The sequence below is a fragment of the Nocardioides sp. BE266 genome (genome assembly GCF_031457855.1).
Classification (GTDB): domain Bacteria; phylum Actinomycetota; class Actinomycetes; order Propionibacteriales; family Nocardioidaceae; genus Nocardioides.
The window spans coordinates 412,681-428,872 of record NZ_JAURTI010000001.1 but is presented as its reverse complement, the minus strand read 5'-3'; the positions used below and the strand labels follow the sequence as shown (position 1 = coordinate 428,872).

16 protein-coding genes are annotated in these 16,192 nt (G+C 71.5%); 8 read left to right on the top strand and 8 right to left on the bottom strand.

Annotated elements, in window-relative coordinates; genetic code table 11:
* Position 1: 1 nt before the first annotated feature.
* Positions 2-529, bottom strand: coding sequence for an Rv3235 family protein (locus J2X46_RS02120; RefSeq protein WP_310246298.1), 528 nt, complete (start codon positions 527-529; stop codon positions 2-4).
* Positions 526-1,128: a LysM domain-containing protein gene (locus J2X46_RS02115; protein ID WP_310246295.1), complete on the bottom strand. Its 603-nt coding sequence runs from the start codon at positions 1,126-1,128 to the stop codon at positions 526-528. The genes J2X46_RS02120 and J2X46_RS02115 overlap by 4 nt, the downstream gene beginning before the upstream one ends.
* Positions 1,129-1,258: 130 nt before the next feature.
* Here J2X46_RS02115 and J2X46_RS02110 point away from each other — a divergent pair, with 130 nt between their 5' ends.
* Positions 1,259-1,795, top strand: a complete 537-nt coding sequence (locus J2X46_RS02110) for a hypothetical protein (RefSeq protein ID WP_310246293.1) — start codon at positions 1,259-1,261, stop codon at positions 1,793-1,795.
* 9 nt (positions 1,796-1,804) lie between these two features.
* Here J2X46_RS02110 and J2X46_RS02105 read toward each other — a convergent pair whose 3' ends face one another.
* Genes J2X46_RS02105 through J2X46_RS02090 form a run of 4 tightly spaced genes read right to left on the bottom strand, consistent with a single transcriptional unit; the run spans position 1,805 to position 5,171 of the window.
* Positions 1,805-2,131 carry a sec-independent translocase gene (locus tag J2X46_RS02105; protein ID WP_310246290.1) on the bottom strand — a complete coding sequence of 109 codons (327 nt, stop codon included), beginning with the start codon at positions 2,129-2,131 and terminating at the stop codon, positions 1,805-1,807.
* Positions 2,132-2,147: 16 nt separating this feature from the next.
* Positions 2,148-3,308: an Mrp/NBP35 family ATP-binding protein gene (locus J2X46_RS02100; RefSeq protein WP_310246288.1), complete on the bottom strand. Its 1,161-nt coding sequence runs from the start codon at positions 3,306-3,308 to the stop codon at positions 2,148-2,150.
* A 31-nt stretch (positions 3,309-3,339) separates the two neighbouring features.
* Positions 3,340-3,885 carry a DUF1003 domain-containing protein gene (locus J2X46_RS02095; protein WP_310246287.1) on the bottom strand — a complete coding sequence of 182 codons (546 nt, stop codon included), beginning with the start codon at positions 3,883-3,885 and terminating at the stop codon, positions 3,340-3,342.
* The gene (locus J2X46_RS02090) at positions 3,882-5,171 is read right to left on the bottom strand and encodes a magnesium transporter MgtE N-terminal domain-containing protein (protein WP_310246286.1); all 1,290 of its coding nucleotides are present in this window, start codon (positions 5,169-5,171) and stop codon (positions 3,882-3,884) included. The genes J2X46_RS02095 and J2X46_RS02090 overlap by 4 nt, the downstream gene beginning before the upstream one ends.
* A gap of 194 nt (positions 5,172-5,365) precedes the next feature.
* On the opposite strand from J2X46_RS02090, the gene J2X46_RS02085 reads away from it, so the two are divergent.
* The 6 genes from J2X46_RS02085 to J2X46_RS02060 all read left to right on the top strand — a co-directional run bounded on the left by J2X46_RS02085 (position 5,366) and on the right by J2X46_RS02060 (position 12,964).
* A complete protein-coding gene (locus J2X46_RS02085; RefSeq protein ID WP_310246283.1) occupies positions 5,366-7,285 on the top strand; it encodes an endonuclease/exonuclease/phosphatase family protein in 1,920 nt (639 codons plus the stop codon).
* A 96-nt stretch (positions 7,286-7,381) separates the two neighbouring features.
* A complete protein-coding gene (locus tag J2X46_RS02080) occupies positions 7,382-8,557 on the top strand; it encodes an endonuclease/exonuclease/phosphatase family protein (protein WP_310246282.1) in 1,176 nt (391 codons plus the stop codon).
* Between the two features lie 41 nt (positions 8,558-8,598).
* Positions 8,599-10,176 (top strand): hypothetical protein, encoded by a 1,578-nt coding sequence (locus J2X46_RS02075; protein ID WP_310246279.1) that lies wholly within the window; start codon positions 8,599-8,601, stop codon positions 10,174-10,176.
* Positions 10,177-10,200: 24 nt separating this feature from the next.
* Entirely contained in the window at positions 10,201-10,413 is a 213-nt protein-coding gene (locus J2X46_RS02070; RefSeq protein WP_310246276.1) for a DUF6752 domain-containing protein, read from the top strand.
* Entirely contained in the window at positions 10,410-11,474 is a 1,065-nt protein-coding gene (locus J2X46_RS02065; RefSeq protein ID WP_310246274.1) for a hypothetical protein, read from the top strand. Before J2X46_RS02070 ends, J2X46_RS02065 begins: the two co-directional genes overlap by 4 nt.
* A gap of 38 nt (positions 11,475-11,512) precedes the next feature.
* Entirely contained in the window at positions 11,513-12,964 is a 1,452-nt protein-coding gene (locus J2X46_RS02060; protein ID WP_310246271.1) for a phospholipase D-like domain-containing protein, read from the top strand.
* Positions 12,965-12,998: 34 nt separating this feature from the next.
* Here the strand turns inward: J2X46_RS02060 and J2X46_RS02055 are convergent, their stop codons facing one another.
* Positions 12,999-13,604, bottom strand: a complete 606-nt coding sequence (locus tag J2X46_RS02055) for a hypothetical protein (RefSeq protein ID WP_310246269.1) — start codon at positions 13,602-13,604, stop codon at positions 12,999-13,001.
* Positions 13,605-13,728: 124 nt separating this feature from the next.
* Here J2X46_RS02055 and J2X46_RS02050 point away from each other — a divergent pair, with 124 nt between their 5' ends.
* Positions 13,729-14,925, top strand: coding sequence for an acyl-CoA dehydrogenase family protein (locus J2X46_RS02050; protein ID WP_310246267.1), 1,197 nt, complete (start codon positions 13,729-13,731; stop codon positions 14,923-14,925).
* On the opposite strand, the gene J2X46_RS02045 is transcribed toward J2X46_RS02050, so the two are convergent.
* Positions 14,922-16,103, bottom strand: coding sequence for an ROK family transcriptional regulator (locus J2X46_RS02045; protein ID WP_310246265.1), 1,182 nt, complete (start codon positions 16,101-16,103; stop codon positions 14,922-14,924). The two genes, J2X46_RS02050 and J2X46_RS02045, sit on opposite strands and share 4 nt — an antisense overlap.
* Positions 16,104-16,192 lie beyond the last annotated feature (89 nt).

Genomic DNA, 16,192 nt, shown 5'->3' with positions numbered 1-16,192 from the left:
CTCAACCCCAGCTGATCGCGACGCACTGCCAGCGGTCCCGCACGACCTCGAAGCGTGCGGCGACCGCTCGCGAGCGCCTGCCGTAGCGCACGTGTGCGCTCGCCTCGACCGCGTCGTCGCGGACCAGCGCAGTCCGTACGCCGACCACGACCGGTCGCGCCGGGTTGGGTCCCCGAACTTGGCCCGGCGCGAGCCCGGCCGCGGCACCGACGGTCCGGGCGCGCCCGAGGAGGTCGTCGTACACCTCGGGGAGGGTGTGGCGCAGCACCTGACCCGCGGGACGGTCGCCGGCGGCGATCTCGACGACGGCCTGGAAGTAGCGCCCGACGAAGGCGTCGACCCGCGCGCGGTCCACGACCGGGGCGGCCACGAGGTCGTTGGACCGTGCGCTGCGCAGCCGTGGGCGCGGGGGAGCGGTGCGCGGCGTCAGGTCGAGGGCCAGGGCGCCCTGCACGCTCGCCAGCGGCGCGGGGCGGACCGCGTGAAGGGTGATGACCTCGGCGTGCGAGGTGTGGTCGGCGGTGCTCATCGTCGGTCTCCGTCCGTGCGTGGGGTGGTCGGCAGGCGCAGCGCCTGGCCGGGGAGGATCAGGTCGGGGTCGTCGCCGACCACGTCGTGGTTGGCCCGCCAGATCGCGCGCCAGCGCTCCTCGATGCCGGTGCCGTCCTCGGGATGAGCGCGGGCGATCGACCACAGGGAGTCGCCGGGGCGGACCACGTAGGAGCCCTGCGGGCGGGGTGTGGGCGGTGCCGGCTGCTGGTGGCGCGGCTGGTGGGCCGGCGCGGACGCGCGCTCGGGCAGGGCGAGGCCGGCGAGGAGCTCGGTCCCGTCGCCACCCGCGGCGAGGGCGGGCAGCGCAGGTCCGGCGGCCACGGCCGCGCCGCAGGCCACCAGCACCAGGCGCCGGGTGGCGCCCACCCGCCAGTGGTCGCCCCGGCCGGTGAGCAGGCCGGCGACGGTGGCCGTGGTGATGACCCAGAGCCACGCCAGAGACGCGGCGAGCGCGGCGGCGCAGACCGCGACCAGCAGGTCGGCGAAGTCTGCCGAGCGGTCGGCCGCGCGCCAGGCGCCGGGCACGGCCGCGGCGCTCGCGACGGCTGTGGCCGAAGCGGCCGCCCAGACGACCATGGGTCGCCAGATCCTGATGACGTTCCCCCGAGACACGGTCAAACCTTTCGTTTGCATGCGTTTGCTTCATTCAACGAAGGTTTGGAGCAGGTGTCAACGAATTGTCCACAGGTCTGGGTAGGGTCACGCCATGTCTTGGGAGCACGAGCTGTTCGCGCTGTTCGACGACCTCGAGGGCCAGGCGGCGGCTGCCTGGGAGGAGGACCGGGAGGCCGAGCTCGCCGACCGGGCGCGCGCCGAGTACGCGTCGGTCACGCTCGCCAGCCGGTTGATGGCCTCGCGGGGGCGCCAGGTCGCCCTGGACCTGCCGCACGTCGGTCGCGTCGACGGCAGCCTGGACCGGGTCGGTGACGGGTGGTGCCTCATCAGCGGCACGGGACAGGACTGGATCGTCCCGCTCGGGTCCGTCGCCGCCGTCCACGGCGTGAGCGGCCGCTCGGTGCCGGAGGTGGCGTGGTCGGCCGTCGACCGCCTCGGCCTCCGCTCAGCCCTGCGCAGGCTGGCCGATGCCGACGCGCGGTGCCACCTCCACCTCGTCGACGGCACCCGGCACGAGGCGCACGTCCACCGCGTCGGCGCCGACTTCCTCGAGGCGCGTGGTGCCCGGAGCGAGCGGCTCCTGGTGCCCTACGCGGCGCTCGTCGCCGTGCAGCGGCGCGAGGAGTAGGCGGACCGGTCAGGTCGCCTCGACGTCGTAGGGCGGGACCTCGCCCTGCGCCAGCACCGCCGCCCGCGCGGCGGTCTGCTCGCGGTCGAAGTCGGCCATCGCCTCGCTGATGTGCTTGCGCACGATGGTGCGGGGGTCGAGGTCGCGCAGTTGGAGGTCGGCGTAGTCCGGGCCGAGCTCGCTGCGGAGCTCGTCGCGCGCGTTGTGCGCGAGGCCGCGGGCCCGGTGCAGCAGCTGGGCGGCCTGCCGGGCGAGGTCGGGCAGCTTGTCGGGGCCGAGCACGACGACGGCCACGAGGGCGATCACGGCCAGCTCCAGCAGCCCGATGTCGAACATGCCCAGAACCTACAGGTCAGAACCTGCTGGAGGGGGTGAGTCCGAGCTGCATGCCGGCGAGACCGCGGCCCCGACCGGACAGCTTCTCGGCCACCTGGGCCAGCTCGCGGGCCGCCGGGGCGGCCGGGTCGGCCTCCACGATCGGCTTGCCGACGTCGCCGCCCTCGCGCAGGGAGACGTCGAGCGGGATGCGCGCCAGCACCGGTACGTCGTACCCGAAGCGCTCGGAGAGGGTGCGCGCGACGCGCTCGCCACCGCCGCTGCCGAAGACCTCGAGCTTGTGGTCGTCCTCCGGCGGGCAGTGCGGGCAGGGGAGGTAGCTCATGTTCTCCACGACGCCGACGACGCGCTGGTGCATCATCGAGGCCATCGTGCCGGCGCGCTCGGCCACCTCCGCGGCGGCCTCCTGCGGGGTCGTCACCACGACGACCTCGGCGCTGGGCAGGTGCTGGCCGAGCGAGATCGCGACGTCGCCGGTGCCCGGGGGGAGGTCGAGGAGCAGGGCGTCGAGGTCGCCCCAGTAGACGTCGGCGAGCATCTGCACGAGCGCCCGGTCGAGCATCGGGCCGCGCCAGGCCACGACCTGGTCGCGACGCGGCTTGAGCATGCCGATCGAGATGACCGAGACGCCGCTCTGCGTGGGCACCGGCATGATCAGGTCGTCGACCTGGGTGGGGCGGGTGTCGGCCACGCCGAGCATGGCGGGGACCGAGTGGCCGTAGATGTCGGCGTCGACGATGCCGACCTTGAGGCCCTGCTTCGCGAGGGCGAGGGCGAGGTTGACCGTCACGGACGACTTGCCCACGCCGCCCTTGCCGCTGGCGATCGCGTAGACCTTGGTCAGCGAGCCGGGCTGGGCGAACGGGATCTCGCGCTGGGCGCGGCCGTCGGACAGGATCTCCTTGAGGCCGGCGCGCTGCTCGGCGGTCATCACGCCGAGGGTGAGGTCGACCGAGGCCACGCCGGGAACCTTCGCCACGGCGGCGGTGACGTCGCGGTTGATGGTGTCCTTGAGCGGGCAGCCGGCCACGGTGAGCAGCACGTGGACCGCGACGGAGCCGTCGTCGGCCACGGTGACCGAGTCCACCATCCCCAGGTCCGTGATCGGGCGCTTGATCTCCGGGTCGTTGACGGTCGCCAGGGCGTCCATCACCTGCTGCTGCGTGGGGGTGCTCATGATGGGCAAGTCTACGAGCCGCCCCGAGGCATCAGTGGCCGGTCCGGGGGTCCTGGTCACCCGGTGTGGCCGAGGTCTCCCCGTCGGCCTCGGCGCGCGAGAGCTCCTCGATGTCGCCGAGCAGCCCGCGCAGCTCGGAGCGGAGGAAGTCGCGGGTGGCGACCTCGCCGACGGCCATGCGCAGCGAGGCCACCTCGCGGGCGAGGAACTCCATGTCGGCGTGGGCCCGGGCGTTGGCCTGGCGGTCCTGCTCGGCGACGACCTTGTCGCGCTGCTCCTGCCGGTTCTGCGCGAGCAGGATCAGGGGAGCGGCGTAGGAGGCCTGCAGGCTGAGCATCAGCGTCAGGAAGATGAACGGGAACTCGTCGAAGCGCAGGTCGGCGGGGGCGAGGACGTTCCAGACGATCCAGGCCGCGACGAACGCGGTCATCCAGAGCAGGAACTTCGCGGTGCCCATGTAGCGCGCGAACGACTCGGCGAAGACGCCGAACGCGTCGGCGTCCACGGTCGGGCGCCGGACGATCTGGCGCCGGGTCTCGCGCGGGGTGTCGAGCCGGGTGCGGCGGTCCGTGCTCACCGAGCTCCTCCGCTCCGGCCGGCGATGGGACCGGGCCGCGGTGCGCGGTCACGCCAGCCCTCCGGGAGCATGTGGTCGAGCAGGTCGTCGACCGTCACCGCGCCGAGCAGCCGGCCTTCGTCGTCGACGACGGGCGCCGCGACGAGGTTGTACGTCGCCAGGTGGGCGGCGACCTCGTCCATCGAGGCGTCGGGCCGCAGGGGGTCCATCGAGTCGTCGAGCGCCGCGGCGACCAGCGTCGACGGCGGCTCGCGCAGCAGGCGCTGGATGTGTGCCGCGCCGAGCAGCTTGCCGGTGGGTGTCTCGAGCGGCTGGCGGCAGACGTAGACCAGGGCGGCGAGCGCGGGGGTGAGCTCGGGGTTGCGCACGTGGGCCAGCGCGTCGGCGATCGTCGCGTCGGGGGAGAGGATCACCGGCTCCGGCGTCATCATCGCGCCCGCGGTGTTGTCGTCGTACGACATCAGGCGGCGGACGTCCTCGGCCTCCTCGGGCTCCATCAGCCCGAGCAGCGTGGCCGCGGTCTCGGGGTTGAGGTCGGCGATGAGGTCGGCGGCGTCGTCGGCCGACATCTCCTCGAGCACGTCCGCGGCGCGCTCGGAGTCGAGGTGCTCGAGGATCTCGACCTGGTCCTCCTCGGGCAGCTCCTCGAGCACGTCGGCGAGCCGCTCGTCGTCGAGGGCCGCCACGACAGCCGTACGACGCTCGGGCGGGAGGTCGTGGATCATGTTGGCGGCGTCGGCGGGGCGCATGTCGTTGAGCGCGGCGATCAGGTGCGTGGCGCCCTGGGTCGGCTCGTGCCTGGTCAGGCCGGTGACGTCGCGCCACTCCACGACGTGGGTCTGGCCCTTGCGACGGAAGCCCTTGCTGGGCTCCTGCACGGCGACGCGCGAGAGCACCCAGTCGCGGTTGCGGGCCTGCTCCATCGCGACGTCGTAGACCACCCCGGTGACGCCGCCGTCCTTCGCGGAGTCCTTGATCGTCACCGTGCGGTCGAGCATCTGGCCCATCACGAGCGTCTCGGTGGAGCGCTGCTCGAACCGGCGCATGTTGAGCAGGCCGGTGGTGTGGACCTGGCCGCTGTCGATGGCGGTGATGCGGGTCATCGGCACGAAGATCCGCCGTCGGCCGAACACCTCGGCGACCATGCCGAGGACGCGCGGCTGGCTCGTCTCCGTGCGGAGCGCGACCACGAGGTCGCGCACCTTGGCCACCTGGTCGCCCTGGGGGTCGAAGATCGGCAGCCCGACGAGCCGGGCCACGAAGACGCGGGTCGGGGTGGTGCTCACGGCCGCAACGTTAGCGTGCGCGGGCCTGCCGCGCTGGCCACCGACAAGCCCGGGACTGGCCGCGCGGGATGTTACGCTTGCAACGCAGGAGTCACTCCTGTCACACCGATCTGGCCGGGGGGCGGACGTCCCGGTGGTCCGATCTGACACCTCGACCGCCGCCACTTCCCCGACGACCGTGAGGCCGCACCACTATGTTCGCCAAGCCTTCCAAGCTCCGACTCCTGGGCCTCCTCGTGCCCGCAGCGATCGCTGTCGCGGTCGCCGGCACCCTGGCCGACCCGGCCCCCCACGCCCCGAGCATCGCCGAGCCCGTCGCCGACGAGGCGCCGGCCACCGCCGAGCGTGGTGTGGAGAAGGCGGCCTCGACGGCCGTCCAGACCACGCCGGCCACCTTCTTCCGCGCCGCCACCTTCAACGTGCTCGGCGCCGACCACACCGCCAAGGGCGGCAACCGCAAGGGCTGGGAGTCGGGCGTGGTGCGCATGGAGCGCGTCGTCTCGCTGCTCGGCTCGCAGGACCTCGACGTGGTGGGCTTCCAGGAGTTCCAGCCGCCGCAGGCCCAGCGGTTCGCCGAGCTGATGGGTGCCTCGTGGCAGACCTACCCGGGCCTGGACACCTCGACGGGCGCGCCCTCGGTCAACTCGATCGGCTGGCGCACCGACACGTGGCAGCTCCTCGAGGCCCGCACCCTGCCGATCCCGTACTTCGACGGTGCCCCCAGCCGGATGCCCGCCGTGCTCCTCCAGAACCTCGACACGGGCCGCCGCGCGTGGTTCTTCAACACCCACAACCCCGCCGACACCCGCGGCAACGCCCAGCAGTGGCGCAACGCCGGGTTCGCGATGGAGGTCGCGCTCGCCAACGAGCTGCGCACCAACTATCCCGACGCCCCGTTCATCTCCTTCGGCGACAAGAACGAGCGCGACGAGTACTACTGCGCCGTGGCGCCGGGGGCCAACCTGTGGTCGGCCAGCGGCGGCTACGTCGAGGGCACCACGTGCTCGCCGCCCGGCGGCGGCGCGATCGACTGGATCATGGGCACCAAGGACGTCTTCTTCAACGGCTACACGCGGGTCTGGAACGACTACGTCTCCAAGACCAGCGACCACCCGCTCTACACGACCAACGTCGTGGTGCCCGCGTCCGCCCCGGTGACCGCGGAGCACGTCGTCGTCGTCGCGGTGCCCGGACTGACCTCCACGGTGGTGCGCGGCCTCGGCTCGAAGGCCGCCGAGCTCGACCGGATGGTCACCAACGGCGCGTCCACGATGAACGCCCGCACCGTCAAGGAGAACACCGGCCCCGACGCGAACCTCGTCTCGGTCATCACGGGTCGTCGCGTCTTCCCGAAGGCCGGCGGCCACGGCGTCGGCTCGAGCGGGCGCAAGGCGAGCACCGTGCACGCCGCGGCGGGGCAGTACGTCTCCAGCATCTTCGACCTCGCCCACAACAACTCCCTGCGCACCAGCTTCGTGGCGAGCCGGCCCGACGCCCAGCTCGTGCGTCGCAGCTGGAACAAGAAGTCGGGCGGCAAGGACCCCTACGGGGTCGACAACGGGACCGCGAAGTTCGACAAGGCCACCGTGCTGCGCGACGACTCGAAGTCGGTCGCCTGGTGGAAGTCCAAGGTCGCGCGCCGTCCGTTCGACCTCAGCGTGATCGAGCTGTCCGGTGCCCTCAAGGAGGGCCAGCGGGGCGGCTACACCGGTGAGGCCTACCAGCGCTCGGTGAAGAAGATCTCGCAGAAGGTGGCCGCCATCCGGCGCGGCATCGCGGCGCAGCCGGAGATGAAGGGCACGACGCTCCTCGTCGTGGTCGGCACGTCCGGCGCCCAGAAGGCCAAGGGCTCCTCGACGAGCTGGGCCGAGAGCTACCGGGTGCCGATGTGGGTGACCGGTCCGGGCGTGCCGCCCGGCGACGACCTCTACGGCCTCAACCCGTCGCTGTCCTCGCCCTCCAAGAGCCAGCCCAACTACTCCGGGATCCAGCCGATCCGCACCGGTGACGTCGCCAACCTGGTGACCCGCGTGCTGCGGCTGCCCCCGGTGCCGGGCTCGACCATGGGCGGCGACCAGCGCTTCCAGATCTTCGACCCGGCGTCGCTGCCCTGAGCCCGGTCGTCACCTGCTGCCTTCGTCGTTCGTTGGGCGTGGTAAGGCGCTTCCCGATATCCTGATGCCTCGAGCCTCGGGCGGGGATCGCGCCACGTGCCTGCCTCAGCCGGCTCCCGCGACCAGAAGGTGACCGTGAACCCCAGGAAGTTCCCAGCGCTGCCGAGCGCTGTCCGAACGCCTCCGGTGTGGGTGGTCCCCGCGGTCGTGGTCGCGATCGTGGCAGGGCTGCTGTGGTTCTCGTTCGGCGTCGGCAGCGGTCCCGGTGGCCCGCAGGGCTCGATCGGGCTGGGCTCGCAGTCCACCGACGGGTCCGGTCAGCGCGACCACGCCGACACCAGCGACCTCGAGTCGGGTGACGACGAGACCGAGGAGGGCGACGGCGCGAAGAAGACCGACGAGCCCAGCGCCGAGCCGAGCTCGGAGACCTCGCCGGCCCTCGAGCGCTCCGTACGCCGCTTCGAGGCCGCCCAGCGGCGCCTGGCCGAGCGCGTGAACAAGCAGCTCGCGCGCCGGACCCAGCCGTTCTCGTTCCGCGTCGCCAGCTTCAACCTGCTCGGCGACTCGCACACCGGCCCGGGCGGGAACAAGCCGGGCTTCCCCGACGGCAGCCCGCGCATGGACATGGCCATCTCGGCCCTGCGCAACAACGGCGTCGACGTCGTGGGCTTCCAGGAGATGGAGGCGTCGCAGTACAACATGTTCAACGCGCGGGCAGGCGAGTACTCCCTCTACCCGGGCCTGGCGATGGGCGACAAGTCGGTCCGCTTCAACATCGCCTGGCGCTCGAGCATGTTCCAGCTGGTCGATGCCCACACGCTCTCGATCCCGTACGCCGGTGGCAGCCGCATCGAGATGCCGGTGGTGCTGCTGGAGTCGATCTCCACGGGCCGCCGCGCGTGGTTCGCCAACTTCCACAACCCGGCCGACACGCCCAACCTCGGCAACAACGGTCGCTGGCGCTCCGAGGCGGCCGGGATCGAGATCTCGCACCTGACCGCGCTCCACCAGGAACAGGGGCTCCCGGTCTTCGCCACCGGTGACTACAACGAGCGCGAGGAGATCTTCTGCCGCTTCACCGCGGGCGGGGTCTTCTCCGCCGCCGCCGGCGGCAGCAACTCGGGCGGGTGCCTGCCGCCCAGCGGGATGCAGGTCGACTGGATCTTCGGCTCGGCCGGCATCTCGTTCGACTCCTACGCCGTCACCGGCGTGGGCAAGGCGTCCGACCACAACATGGTGAGCTCCGGGGCCACGCTGCTCCCGGCCGGGTGACCCGGTCGGCCCGTCGGTCGCCCGTCGATATACTCCGCGCTGTGAAGTCCCTGACCGCGTTGCGCCTTCGTGGCGCGCCGGAGGTCCGGGCCATCGACGTCGACGGCGTGCACCTCACCGGTCGCCGCGAGCGCCTGGTCGACGTCGCCTTCGGCGGCCGGCGCATCTGGTCGTTCTGGCTCCAGCGCGACGGCGAGGAGGAGGACGGCGGCCGCGTCGCGCGCTGGCCCAAGCCGCTGCGCCCCTTCCTCGACGGCGTCGCCGAGGTGACGCTGACCGACGCGGCCTCCGGCGAGGAGATCTTCTCCGGACCGGTGCACTTCGCGTCCGGCACCGACCCGATCGAGGTCGTCAACCCGGCCGGCCGGCCGCTGGCGATCGACAAGTCGCTCAAGCTGGTCGAGACCTTCGACACCCGCGACGCCGCGCAGGTCGAGCCGCTGCTCGACGCCATCGACGAGGTCCTCGGCGCGCTCCGGGCCGCGGGCGTGCAGCCGTTCCTGGCCTACGGCACCGCGCTGGGCGCCATCCGCGACGGCGGCCTGATCGGTCACGACAGCGACGCCGACCTCGGCTACGTCAGCGACCGCGACCACCCCGTCGACGTGATCCGCGAGTCCTTCCGGCTCCAGCGCACGATGACCGACATGGGCTACCGGGTCACCCGCTACTCCGCGATCGCCTTCAAGGTCCACGTCGAGGAGAGCGACGGCCTCGACCGCGGGCTCGACGTCTTCGGCGGGTTCATGCGCGACGGCATCCTCTACCTCATGGGCGAGATCGCGGTGCCCTTCCAGCGCTCCTGGATCTATCCCCTCGGCTCGGCCACCCTCGAGGGGCGCACCTTCCCGGTGCCGGCCGACCAGGACAAGTTCCTGACCGTCACCTACGGCCCGGGCTGGCGCGTGCCCGACCCGGCCTACAAGTTCACGACGCCGGCGAGCACGATCGAGCTCTTCAACGGCTGGTTCCGCGGCATGCGCACCGGCCGCGCGGGCTGGCACGGCTACTTCAAGCGCACGGCCGCACACACCGTGCGCGAGTCCGCCGTGGCTCACCAGGTCGCCGAGCGGCACCCCGACCTGGCGACCTACGTCGACATCGGCTGCGGCCGCGGCGCCGACGTCGCGTGGTTCGCCGACCGTGGCGTCCGCGCTGTCGGGCTGGACTTCCAGCCCTATGCCTACGGCCCGGAGGCCGAGCGTCGCGCCGACGACCCCCGCGTCAGCTTCCAGCTCTTCAACCTCCTCGAGCTGCGCCACGTCCTCGCCGTGCCGGCCTGGGTCGCCCGGATGCCCGGCCCCCGCGCCGTCGGGTGCGTGCACGTCATCGAGCGCCTGGGCCGCCGCGGCCGCCTCAACATGCTGCGCTCCGCGCGGATGATGGTGGCGGGCACGTCGGGCGCGCTGCACCTGCAGTTCCTCAGCGAGCGGGGCCGTGACGGCTACGCCCGCCGCACCGGCGTACGCCAGGCGCTCGGCGTGGACGTCGTGCGCGCCGAGGTCGCCGAGTCCGGGGGACGAGTGCTGGAATGCGTCGAGGAGGCCGTGTCGGGCAACCCGGAGAGCTCCCGGGTGTGCCGCATGGTCATCGACTGGCCCCCCGTGAAGCAGGACTGAAGTGGGACTGAAGTGGGAGATGTGATGTTCGGACGCTGGAACCCCCGTCGTGCCGGAAGCGGCGACCTCGAGTCCAGGGTCGCCGCGCTCGAGGCGGCGGTGCAGGAGAACCGCGCCCTCAACGTGCGGCTGGCCGAGCTGACCGACGTGGTCACCGAGCTGCTGCTGCCGGTCGCCGCGCGTGACGAGGACAAGCTCGAGGAGATCCTGGCGAAGTACCGCGGGGACTTCTCTTGAGCCGAGCCCGGCAGGTTCCTCGTCGGGCCTTCCTGCACATCGGTCTGCCGAAGACCGGCACGACCTACCTCCAGCACGTCCTCTGGGCCAACCGCGACCGGCTCAAGAAGGACGGCGTGCTCCTGCCCGGGTTCGGGCACCGCGAGCACCTCTGGGCCGCCCTCGACCTCCAGGAGCGCCCGCGCCTGGCCAAGCGGCACAAGAAGGCGCCGGGTGCGTGGCAGCGGCTGGTCGACGAGGTCAGCGGTCGCCCCGACGACGTGCTGCTGACGCACGAGTTCCTGTGCGGGGCGAGCGCCGAGCAGGCCGCACGCGCGGTGCACGCCTTCGGTGACGCCGAGGTGCACCTGATCGTGACCGCACGCCCCGCGGCCGACGTGGTGTCGGCCGGCTGGCAGGAGTCGGTGAAGAACGGCAGCACCGTCGACCTCGACGCCGTGCTGGCCGGCAGGTCCGCCGGCGGCCCCGAGTTCAGCATGCGCACGTGGGACCTCGCCGGGGTGCTGGAGCGGTGGACCGCGGAGCTGCCGCCCGAGCGGGTGCACGTGCTCGTCATGCCCGGTCCCGGCGAGCCGCGCGACGCCCACTGGCGCAACTTCGCCGAGGTGATCGGCGTCGACCCCGGTGCGTACGACGCCCCGGCGGAGACGCTGAACCCGGCGCTGGGCATCGTGCAGATCGAGCTGCTGCGGCAGGTCAACCAGCACCTCACCGGCTACTCGGCGCTCGAGCGGGGCGTGTGGATCCGTGGCTACCTCGCTGAGGACCTCCTGGCCGGCCAGGAGAAGGAGCGGGGCCGGCTGCCGGTGCAGTACCTCGAGCGCTTCGCCGAGCTCGACCGCGCAGCCGCTGCCCTGGTCGAGGCCCGCGGGTTCGACGTGCGCGGCGACCTGGCCCGGCTGACGGCCTCGGAGCACGCCCGGGAGGGCGCCAGCCGGGTCCCGGAGAGCGTCTCACCGGAGGAGCTGCTCGACTCGGCGGGCCGTCTCGTCGCTGCTATGGTGGCCGACGTTCGCGCGAGCACAGGTGATGTGCCGCCTCGGTTCCGGGGGAACATCTGACTCGGGCGCCGAAGGGTTGCCTCGTAGGAGTATTCGACGTGCGTCACAAGATCCTGTCCCTGTTCACCGTCTGGGGACTGGCCGCCAGCCTGGTCGTCCCGACCGTCGCCGCCAGCGCCGCGACCGCGGGTGTCGGCGCCTCCGCGCCCACCGCGAAGTCCGCCGCCCAGCCCGCTGCGAAGGTCTCCGCGCGCAAGCCCGGCAAGCCGAACAAGAAGTGGAAGGTCCCCGTCGGGCCGAAGTTCAACAACCCGATGATCCCCCAGGACCGCTACGTCATCGAGCGCCACATCCTGCGCGCGATCCGCAACACGCCCAAGGGCGAGAAGATCATCATCTCGGCCTACTCCCTGGACCGTCAGGTCTTCGCCGACGAGCTGATCCGCGCCCACAAGCGCGGCGTCAAGGTGCAGGTGCTGCTCAACGACCACCTGGTGCCCAACGCCCAGGTGCGGATCCAGCGCGTGCTGGGCCACAAGACCAAGAAGTCGAGCTTCCTCAAGCGCTGCGTCTCCGGCTGCCGCGCGGACAAGAACGAGTACAACAACCTGCACAGCAAGTTCTACCTGTTCAGCCGCACCGGCCGGAACCGCAACGTGGTCATGCTCGGCTCGCAGAACATGACGCTCAACGCGGTGCGCTGGCAGTGGAACGACCTCTGGACCTCGGTCGGCAAGAAGCAGCTCTACGAACAGTTCGAGGGCCTCTTCAACGACATGCGTCCGGACTGGGACCACCGCCGGGCGACGTACTCCTTCTGCGAGAACGGGCTGAACTGCCCCGCCGGCGACATGCAGAAGTACTACAACACCGTCTTCCCGCGCTACACGACGCCGTCGACCGACATCATCATCGACATCCTCAACAACGTGCAGTGCGTCTACACCGACGCCGCGGGCGCCCAGAAGCACACGCTCCTGCGCCTGTCGATGCACACCATGCGCGGCAACCGCGGCAACTACATCGCCGACAAGCTCCGCGACCTGTACGCCAACGGCTGCAACCTGCGCGTCAACTACGGCCTGATGGGCTTCTACACCAAGCAGCACATCGGCGCCCCGACCGCTCGTGGCCGGGTGCCGCTGCGCTCCACCGGCTTCAACCTGGTCGACGACCCGGTCTCCAACGCCCCGGAGGACGAGGAGGAGCCGGAGAACATCGAGCGCTACACGCACCAGAAGTACTTCGTGCTGCGCGGCTCCTACCGCGGCAACATCGACAGCAACATCGTCTGGACCGGGTCGACCAACTGGTCGAGCCTGGGCACCCCGCAGGACGAGATCCTGTTCGCGATGCACGGTCGCCAGATGGTGCGCGACTACCTCAAGAACTTCGACCTGATGTGGAAGAAGCCGTTCAGCCGCGACGCCTACACCACGACGTACTCGGAGTGGAAGATGGTCAACGGCCGTCGCGTGGGCTCGAAGCCGGTGACCACGATCGAGCCCGACGGCCTCAAGGGCGGCGGCTCGACGTGGGAGAACGACTGACCGAGGGTCCGACCGGTCCGGCCGCCTTCCGGGGCTACTCCTGAAAGGCGGCGTCCTCGGCGGGCAGCAGCGTCTCGGCGAGCGCCCGCACCTCCTCGGGCGAGGCGCCCTGGAGCACGACGGTGCTGCCCTTGAGGTCGAGGGCGAGCACGTCGAGGCCGTCGCTCGCCTGCCACGCCGACCAGGTGCCCGTGCCGTAGTCGGAGAGGTCCACGTCGTCGGCGGCGGTGAGGCCCGAGGCCTCGGCGAGGACGTCCTTCGCCGTGCCCGGCATCTGGTCGAGCGTGACGTCGCCTGTGGGGCTGGTGAACTCCATCCGCCACCACTGCGGGTCGGCCTGATAGCCGCCCCCGACGGCCGTCCAGCCGTCGGGCAGCACGCTCGGCACCATCGTGATCAGGTCGTCGGAGACCGCCTTGAGCGCGGCCTTGCGGTAGCGCGGCTTGAGCGCGGGCTCCTCGCCGAAGTCGACGAAGGTGACCTGCTCGGGCTCCTGTGACGGCTCCGCGCTCGTGCTGGGGCTGGTGGATGCGTCCGCGGCGGGGTCCTCGGCCGTGTCGGTCCCGTCATCGCCGCAGGCGCTGGTCACCAGCGCGAGCGAGGCGGCCAGGACAGCTCCGGAGCTCAGTGTGCGTCGCATGCACTCCATCGTCTCACGCGTCCCACGTCTCGTGTGACGTCTCTCTCGGTTCCGGGGCCTGCCAAGCCAAAGTACCGCTCACTAGACTCCCGAGCGTTCCGCCCACGAGCACAGGAGCCACCGCATGCCCCGCCTCTGCCAGACCGATGGCCTCTCCGAGGACCAGTCCGAGATCCTGAAGGCTGTCCGCCAGTTCGTGGACGAGCAGATCATCCCCGTGGCGCAGGAGCTCGAGCACAAGGACGAGTACCCGACCGAGATCATCGAGGGGCTCAAGGAGCTCGGCGTCTTCGGCCTGACCATCCCCGAGGAGTTCGGCGGGCTCGGCGAGTCGCTGCTGACCTACGCCCTGGTGGTGGAGGAGATCGCCCGCGGCTGGATGAGCGTGTCGGGTGTGATCAACACCCACTTCATCGTCGCCTACATGCTGATCCAGCACGGCACCGAGGAGCAGAAGCAGAAGTACCTCCCGAAGATGGCCACCGGTGAGGTCCGCGGCGCCTTCTCGATGTCCGAGCCCGGCCTCGGGTCGGACGTGTCAGCGGTGTCCACGAAGGCCACGCGTGGCGAGGACGGGTCGTACTCCATCACGGGGCAGAAGATGTGGCTGACCAACGGCGCCACCTCCACCCTGGTCGCCGTCCTCACCAAGACCGACGAAGGCGCGGACAGCGTCTACAAGAACATGACGACGTTCCTGGTCGAGAAGGAGGCCGGGTTCGGCGAGACCGCGCAGGGTGTCACCGTGCCGGGCAAGATCGACAAGATGGGCTACAAGGGCGTCGAGACCACCGAGCTCATCCTCGAGGGCCACCAGATCGGCGCCGACCAGATCCTCGGCGGGGAGCCCGGCCGGGGGTTCTTCCAGATGATGGACGGCGTCGAGGTCGGCCGGGTCAACGTCGCCGCCCGCGCCTGCGGCCTCGCTTGGCGGGGGTTCGAGCTCGGCATCGCCTACGCCCAGCAGCGCAAGACCTTCGGCAAGCCCATCGCCGAGCACCAGGCCGTGCTGTTCCGCCTCGCGGAGATGGCCACCAAGGTCGAGGTCGCGCACACCATGATGGTCAAGGCCGCCCGCCTCAAGGACACCGGCCAGCGCATGGACGTCGAGGCCGGCATGGCCAAGATGGTCGCCTCCGAATATGCGAACGAGGTCGTCGAGGACTCCTTCCGCATCCACGGCGGCTACGGCTACTCCAAGGAGTACGAGATCGAACGCCTCATGCGCGAGGTCAAGTTCATGCTCATCGGCGAAGGCACCTCCGACATCCAGAAGATGATCATCGGCCGCAGCCTCCTCAAGGACTACCAGCTCCGCTAGGCCCCGGCAGCCGCGTCGGCGGCGGCCAGCGCCTCGCTGGCCGCCTCCACCACCTCGGGGGAGAGGACGTGCTCGATCGCGAGCGCGGAGGCGCCGAGGACGGCGGCCTCGCCGCCCGCGCGTGAGGTGACGATGCGCAGGTGCTCGGTGGCCAGCGGCAGCGACCGCTGGTAGACCGACTCGCGGATGCCGGCGAGCAGGTGCTCGCCGGCGCCGGCGACCTGGCCGCCGATCACCACGACGGACGGGTTGATCAGGTTGACCATGGTCGCGACCACCTCGCCGATGTCGCGCCCCGCCTGCCGTACGACGGCCATGGCCGGCTGGCTGCCCGCGCGGACCAGCTCGACGACGTCGCCGCCGGTCTCGGCACTCTCGCCCTGCTGCCGTACGGCGGCCGCGAGCGCAGGCCCCGCGGCCACGGCCTCCAGGCAGCCGGTGTTGCCGCACCGGCAGAGCACGGCGTCGGCGCCCGGCACGCGGACGTGCCCGAGGTCGCCTGCCGTGCCCTGGGCGCCGCGCTGGAGGACACCTCCGGAGACGATGCCGGCACCGATGCCGGTGGCGACCTTGATGAGCACGAGGTCGTCGACGTCGCGCAGGTGCCGGCGCCGCTCGCCGAGCGCCATGATGTTGACGTCGTTGTCGACGAGGACCGGCACGGGGTAGACCTGCTGGAGGTGCCCCGGGACGTCGTAGCGGTCCCAGCCTGGCATGATCGGCGGGTTGATCGGGCGGCCGGTGGAGTGCTCGACCGGACCGGGCAGGCCGATCCCGATGGCGCCGAGGTCGTCGAGCGGCCGGTCGGTGCGCGCGACGAGGTCGCGGACCGACTCGATGACCCAGCCGAGCACAGCCTCGGGGCCGTCGGTGACCGCGATGCGGGCGTCGACCTCTCCGAGGATCGCGCCGTTGAGGTCGGTCAGGGCGGCCCGGGCGTGGGTGGCTCCGACGTCGACGCCGACGACCAGGCGGGCGGCCGGGTTGAGCGCGAAGAGGGCCGGCGGGCGCCCGCCGGTGGAGCGCGCGCCACCGAAGGGAGCGATCAGGCCCAGGCGCATCAGGGTGTCGATCCGGGCGGTGATCGTCGACCTCGCCAGGCCGGTCGCCTCGGCCAGCTGGGCGCGGGTCCAGGGCCTTCCGTCGCGGAGGAGGTCGAAGAGTTCACCCGTGCGCACGGCCGGAGTCAAGCACATGCAGGACTTTGCACGCTAGACCAGAGACTTTTGCAAGACTCTCGACAAAAGCCCGTGACGCATGCCACAGT

Coding starts and splice junctions, on each gene's coding strand:
- J2X46_RS02100 (WP_310246288.1), bottom strand. CDS start 3,308: ATGAGCACCCCCACGCAGCAGCAGGTGATGGACGCCCTGGCGACCGTC.
- J2X46_RS02055 (WP_310246269.1), bottom strand. CDS start 13,604: ATGCGACGCACACTGAGCTCCGGAGCTGTCCTGGCCGCCTCGCTCGCG.
- J2X46_RS02050 (WP_310246267.1), top strand. CDS start 13,729: ATGCCCCGCCTCTGCCAGACCGATGGCCTCTCCGAGGACCAGTCCGAG.
- J2X46_RS02115 (WP_310246295.1), bottom strand. CDS start 1,128: ATGGTCGTCTGGGCGGCCGCTTCGGCCACAGCCGTCGCGAGCGCCGCG.
- J2X46_RS02085 (WP_310246283.1), top strand. CDS start 5,366: ATGTTCGCCAAGCCTTCCAAGCTCCGACTCCTGGGCCTCCTCGTGCCC.
- J2X46_RS02105 (WP_310246290.1), bottom strand. CDS start 2,131: ATGTTCGACATCGGGCTGCTGGAGCTGGCCGTGATCGCCCTCGTGGCC.
- J2X46_RS02120 (WP_310246298.1), bottom strand. CDS start 529: ATGAGCACCGCCGACCACACCTCGCACGCCGAGGTCATCACCCTTCAC.
- J2X46_RS02110 (WP_310246293.1), top strand. CDS start 1,259: ATGTCTTGGGAGCACGAGCTGTTCGCGCTGTTCGACGACCTCGAGGGC.
- J2X46_RS02070 (WP_310246276.1), top strand. CDS start 10,201: ATGTTCGGACGCTGGAACCCCCGTCGTGCCGGAAGCGGCGACCTCGAG.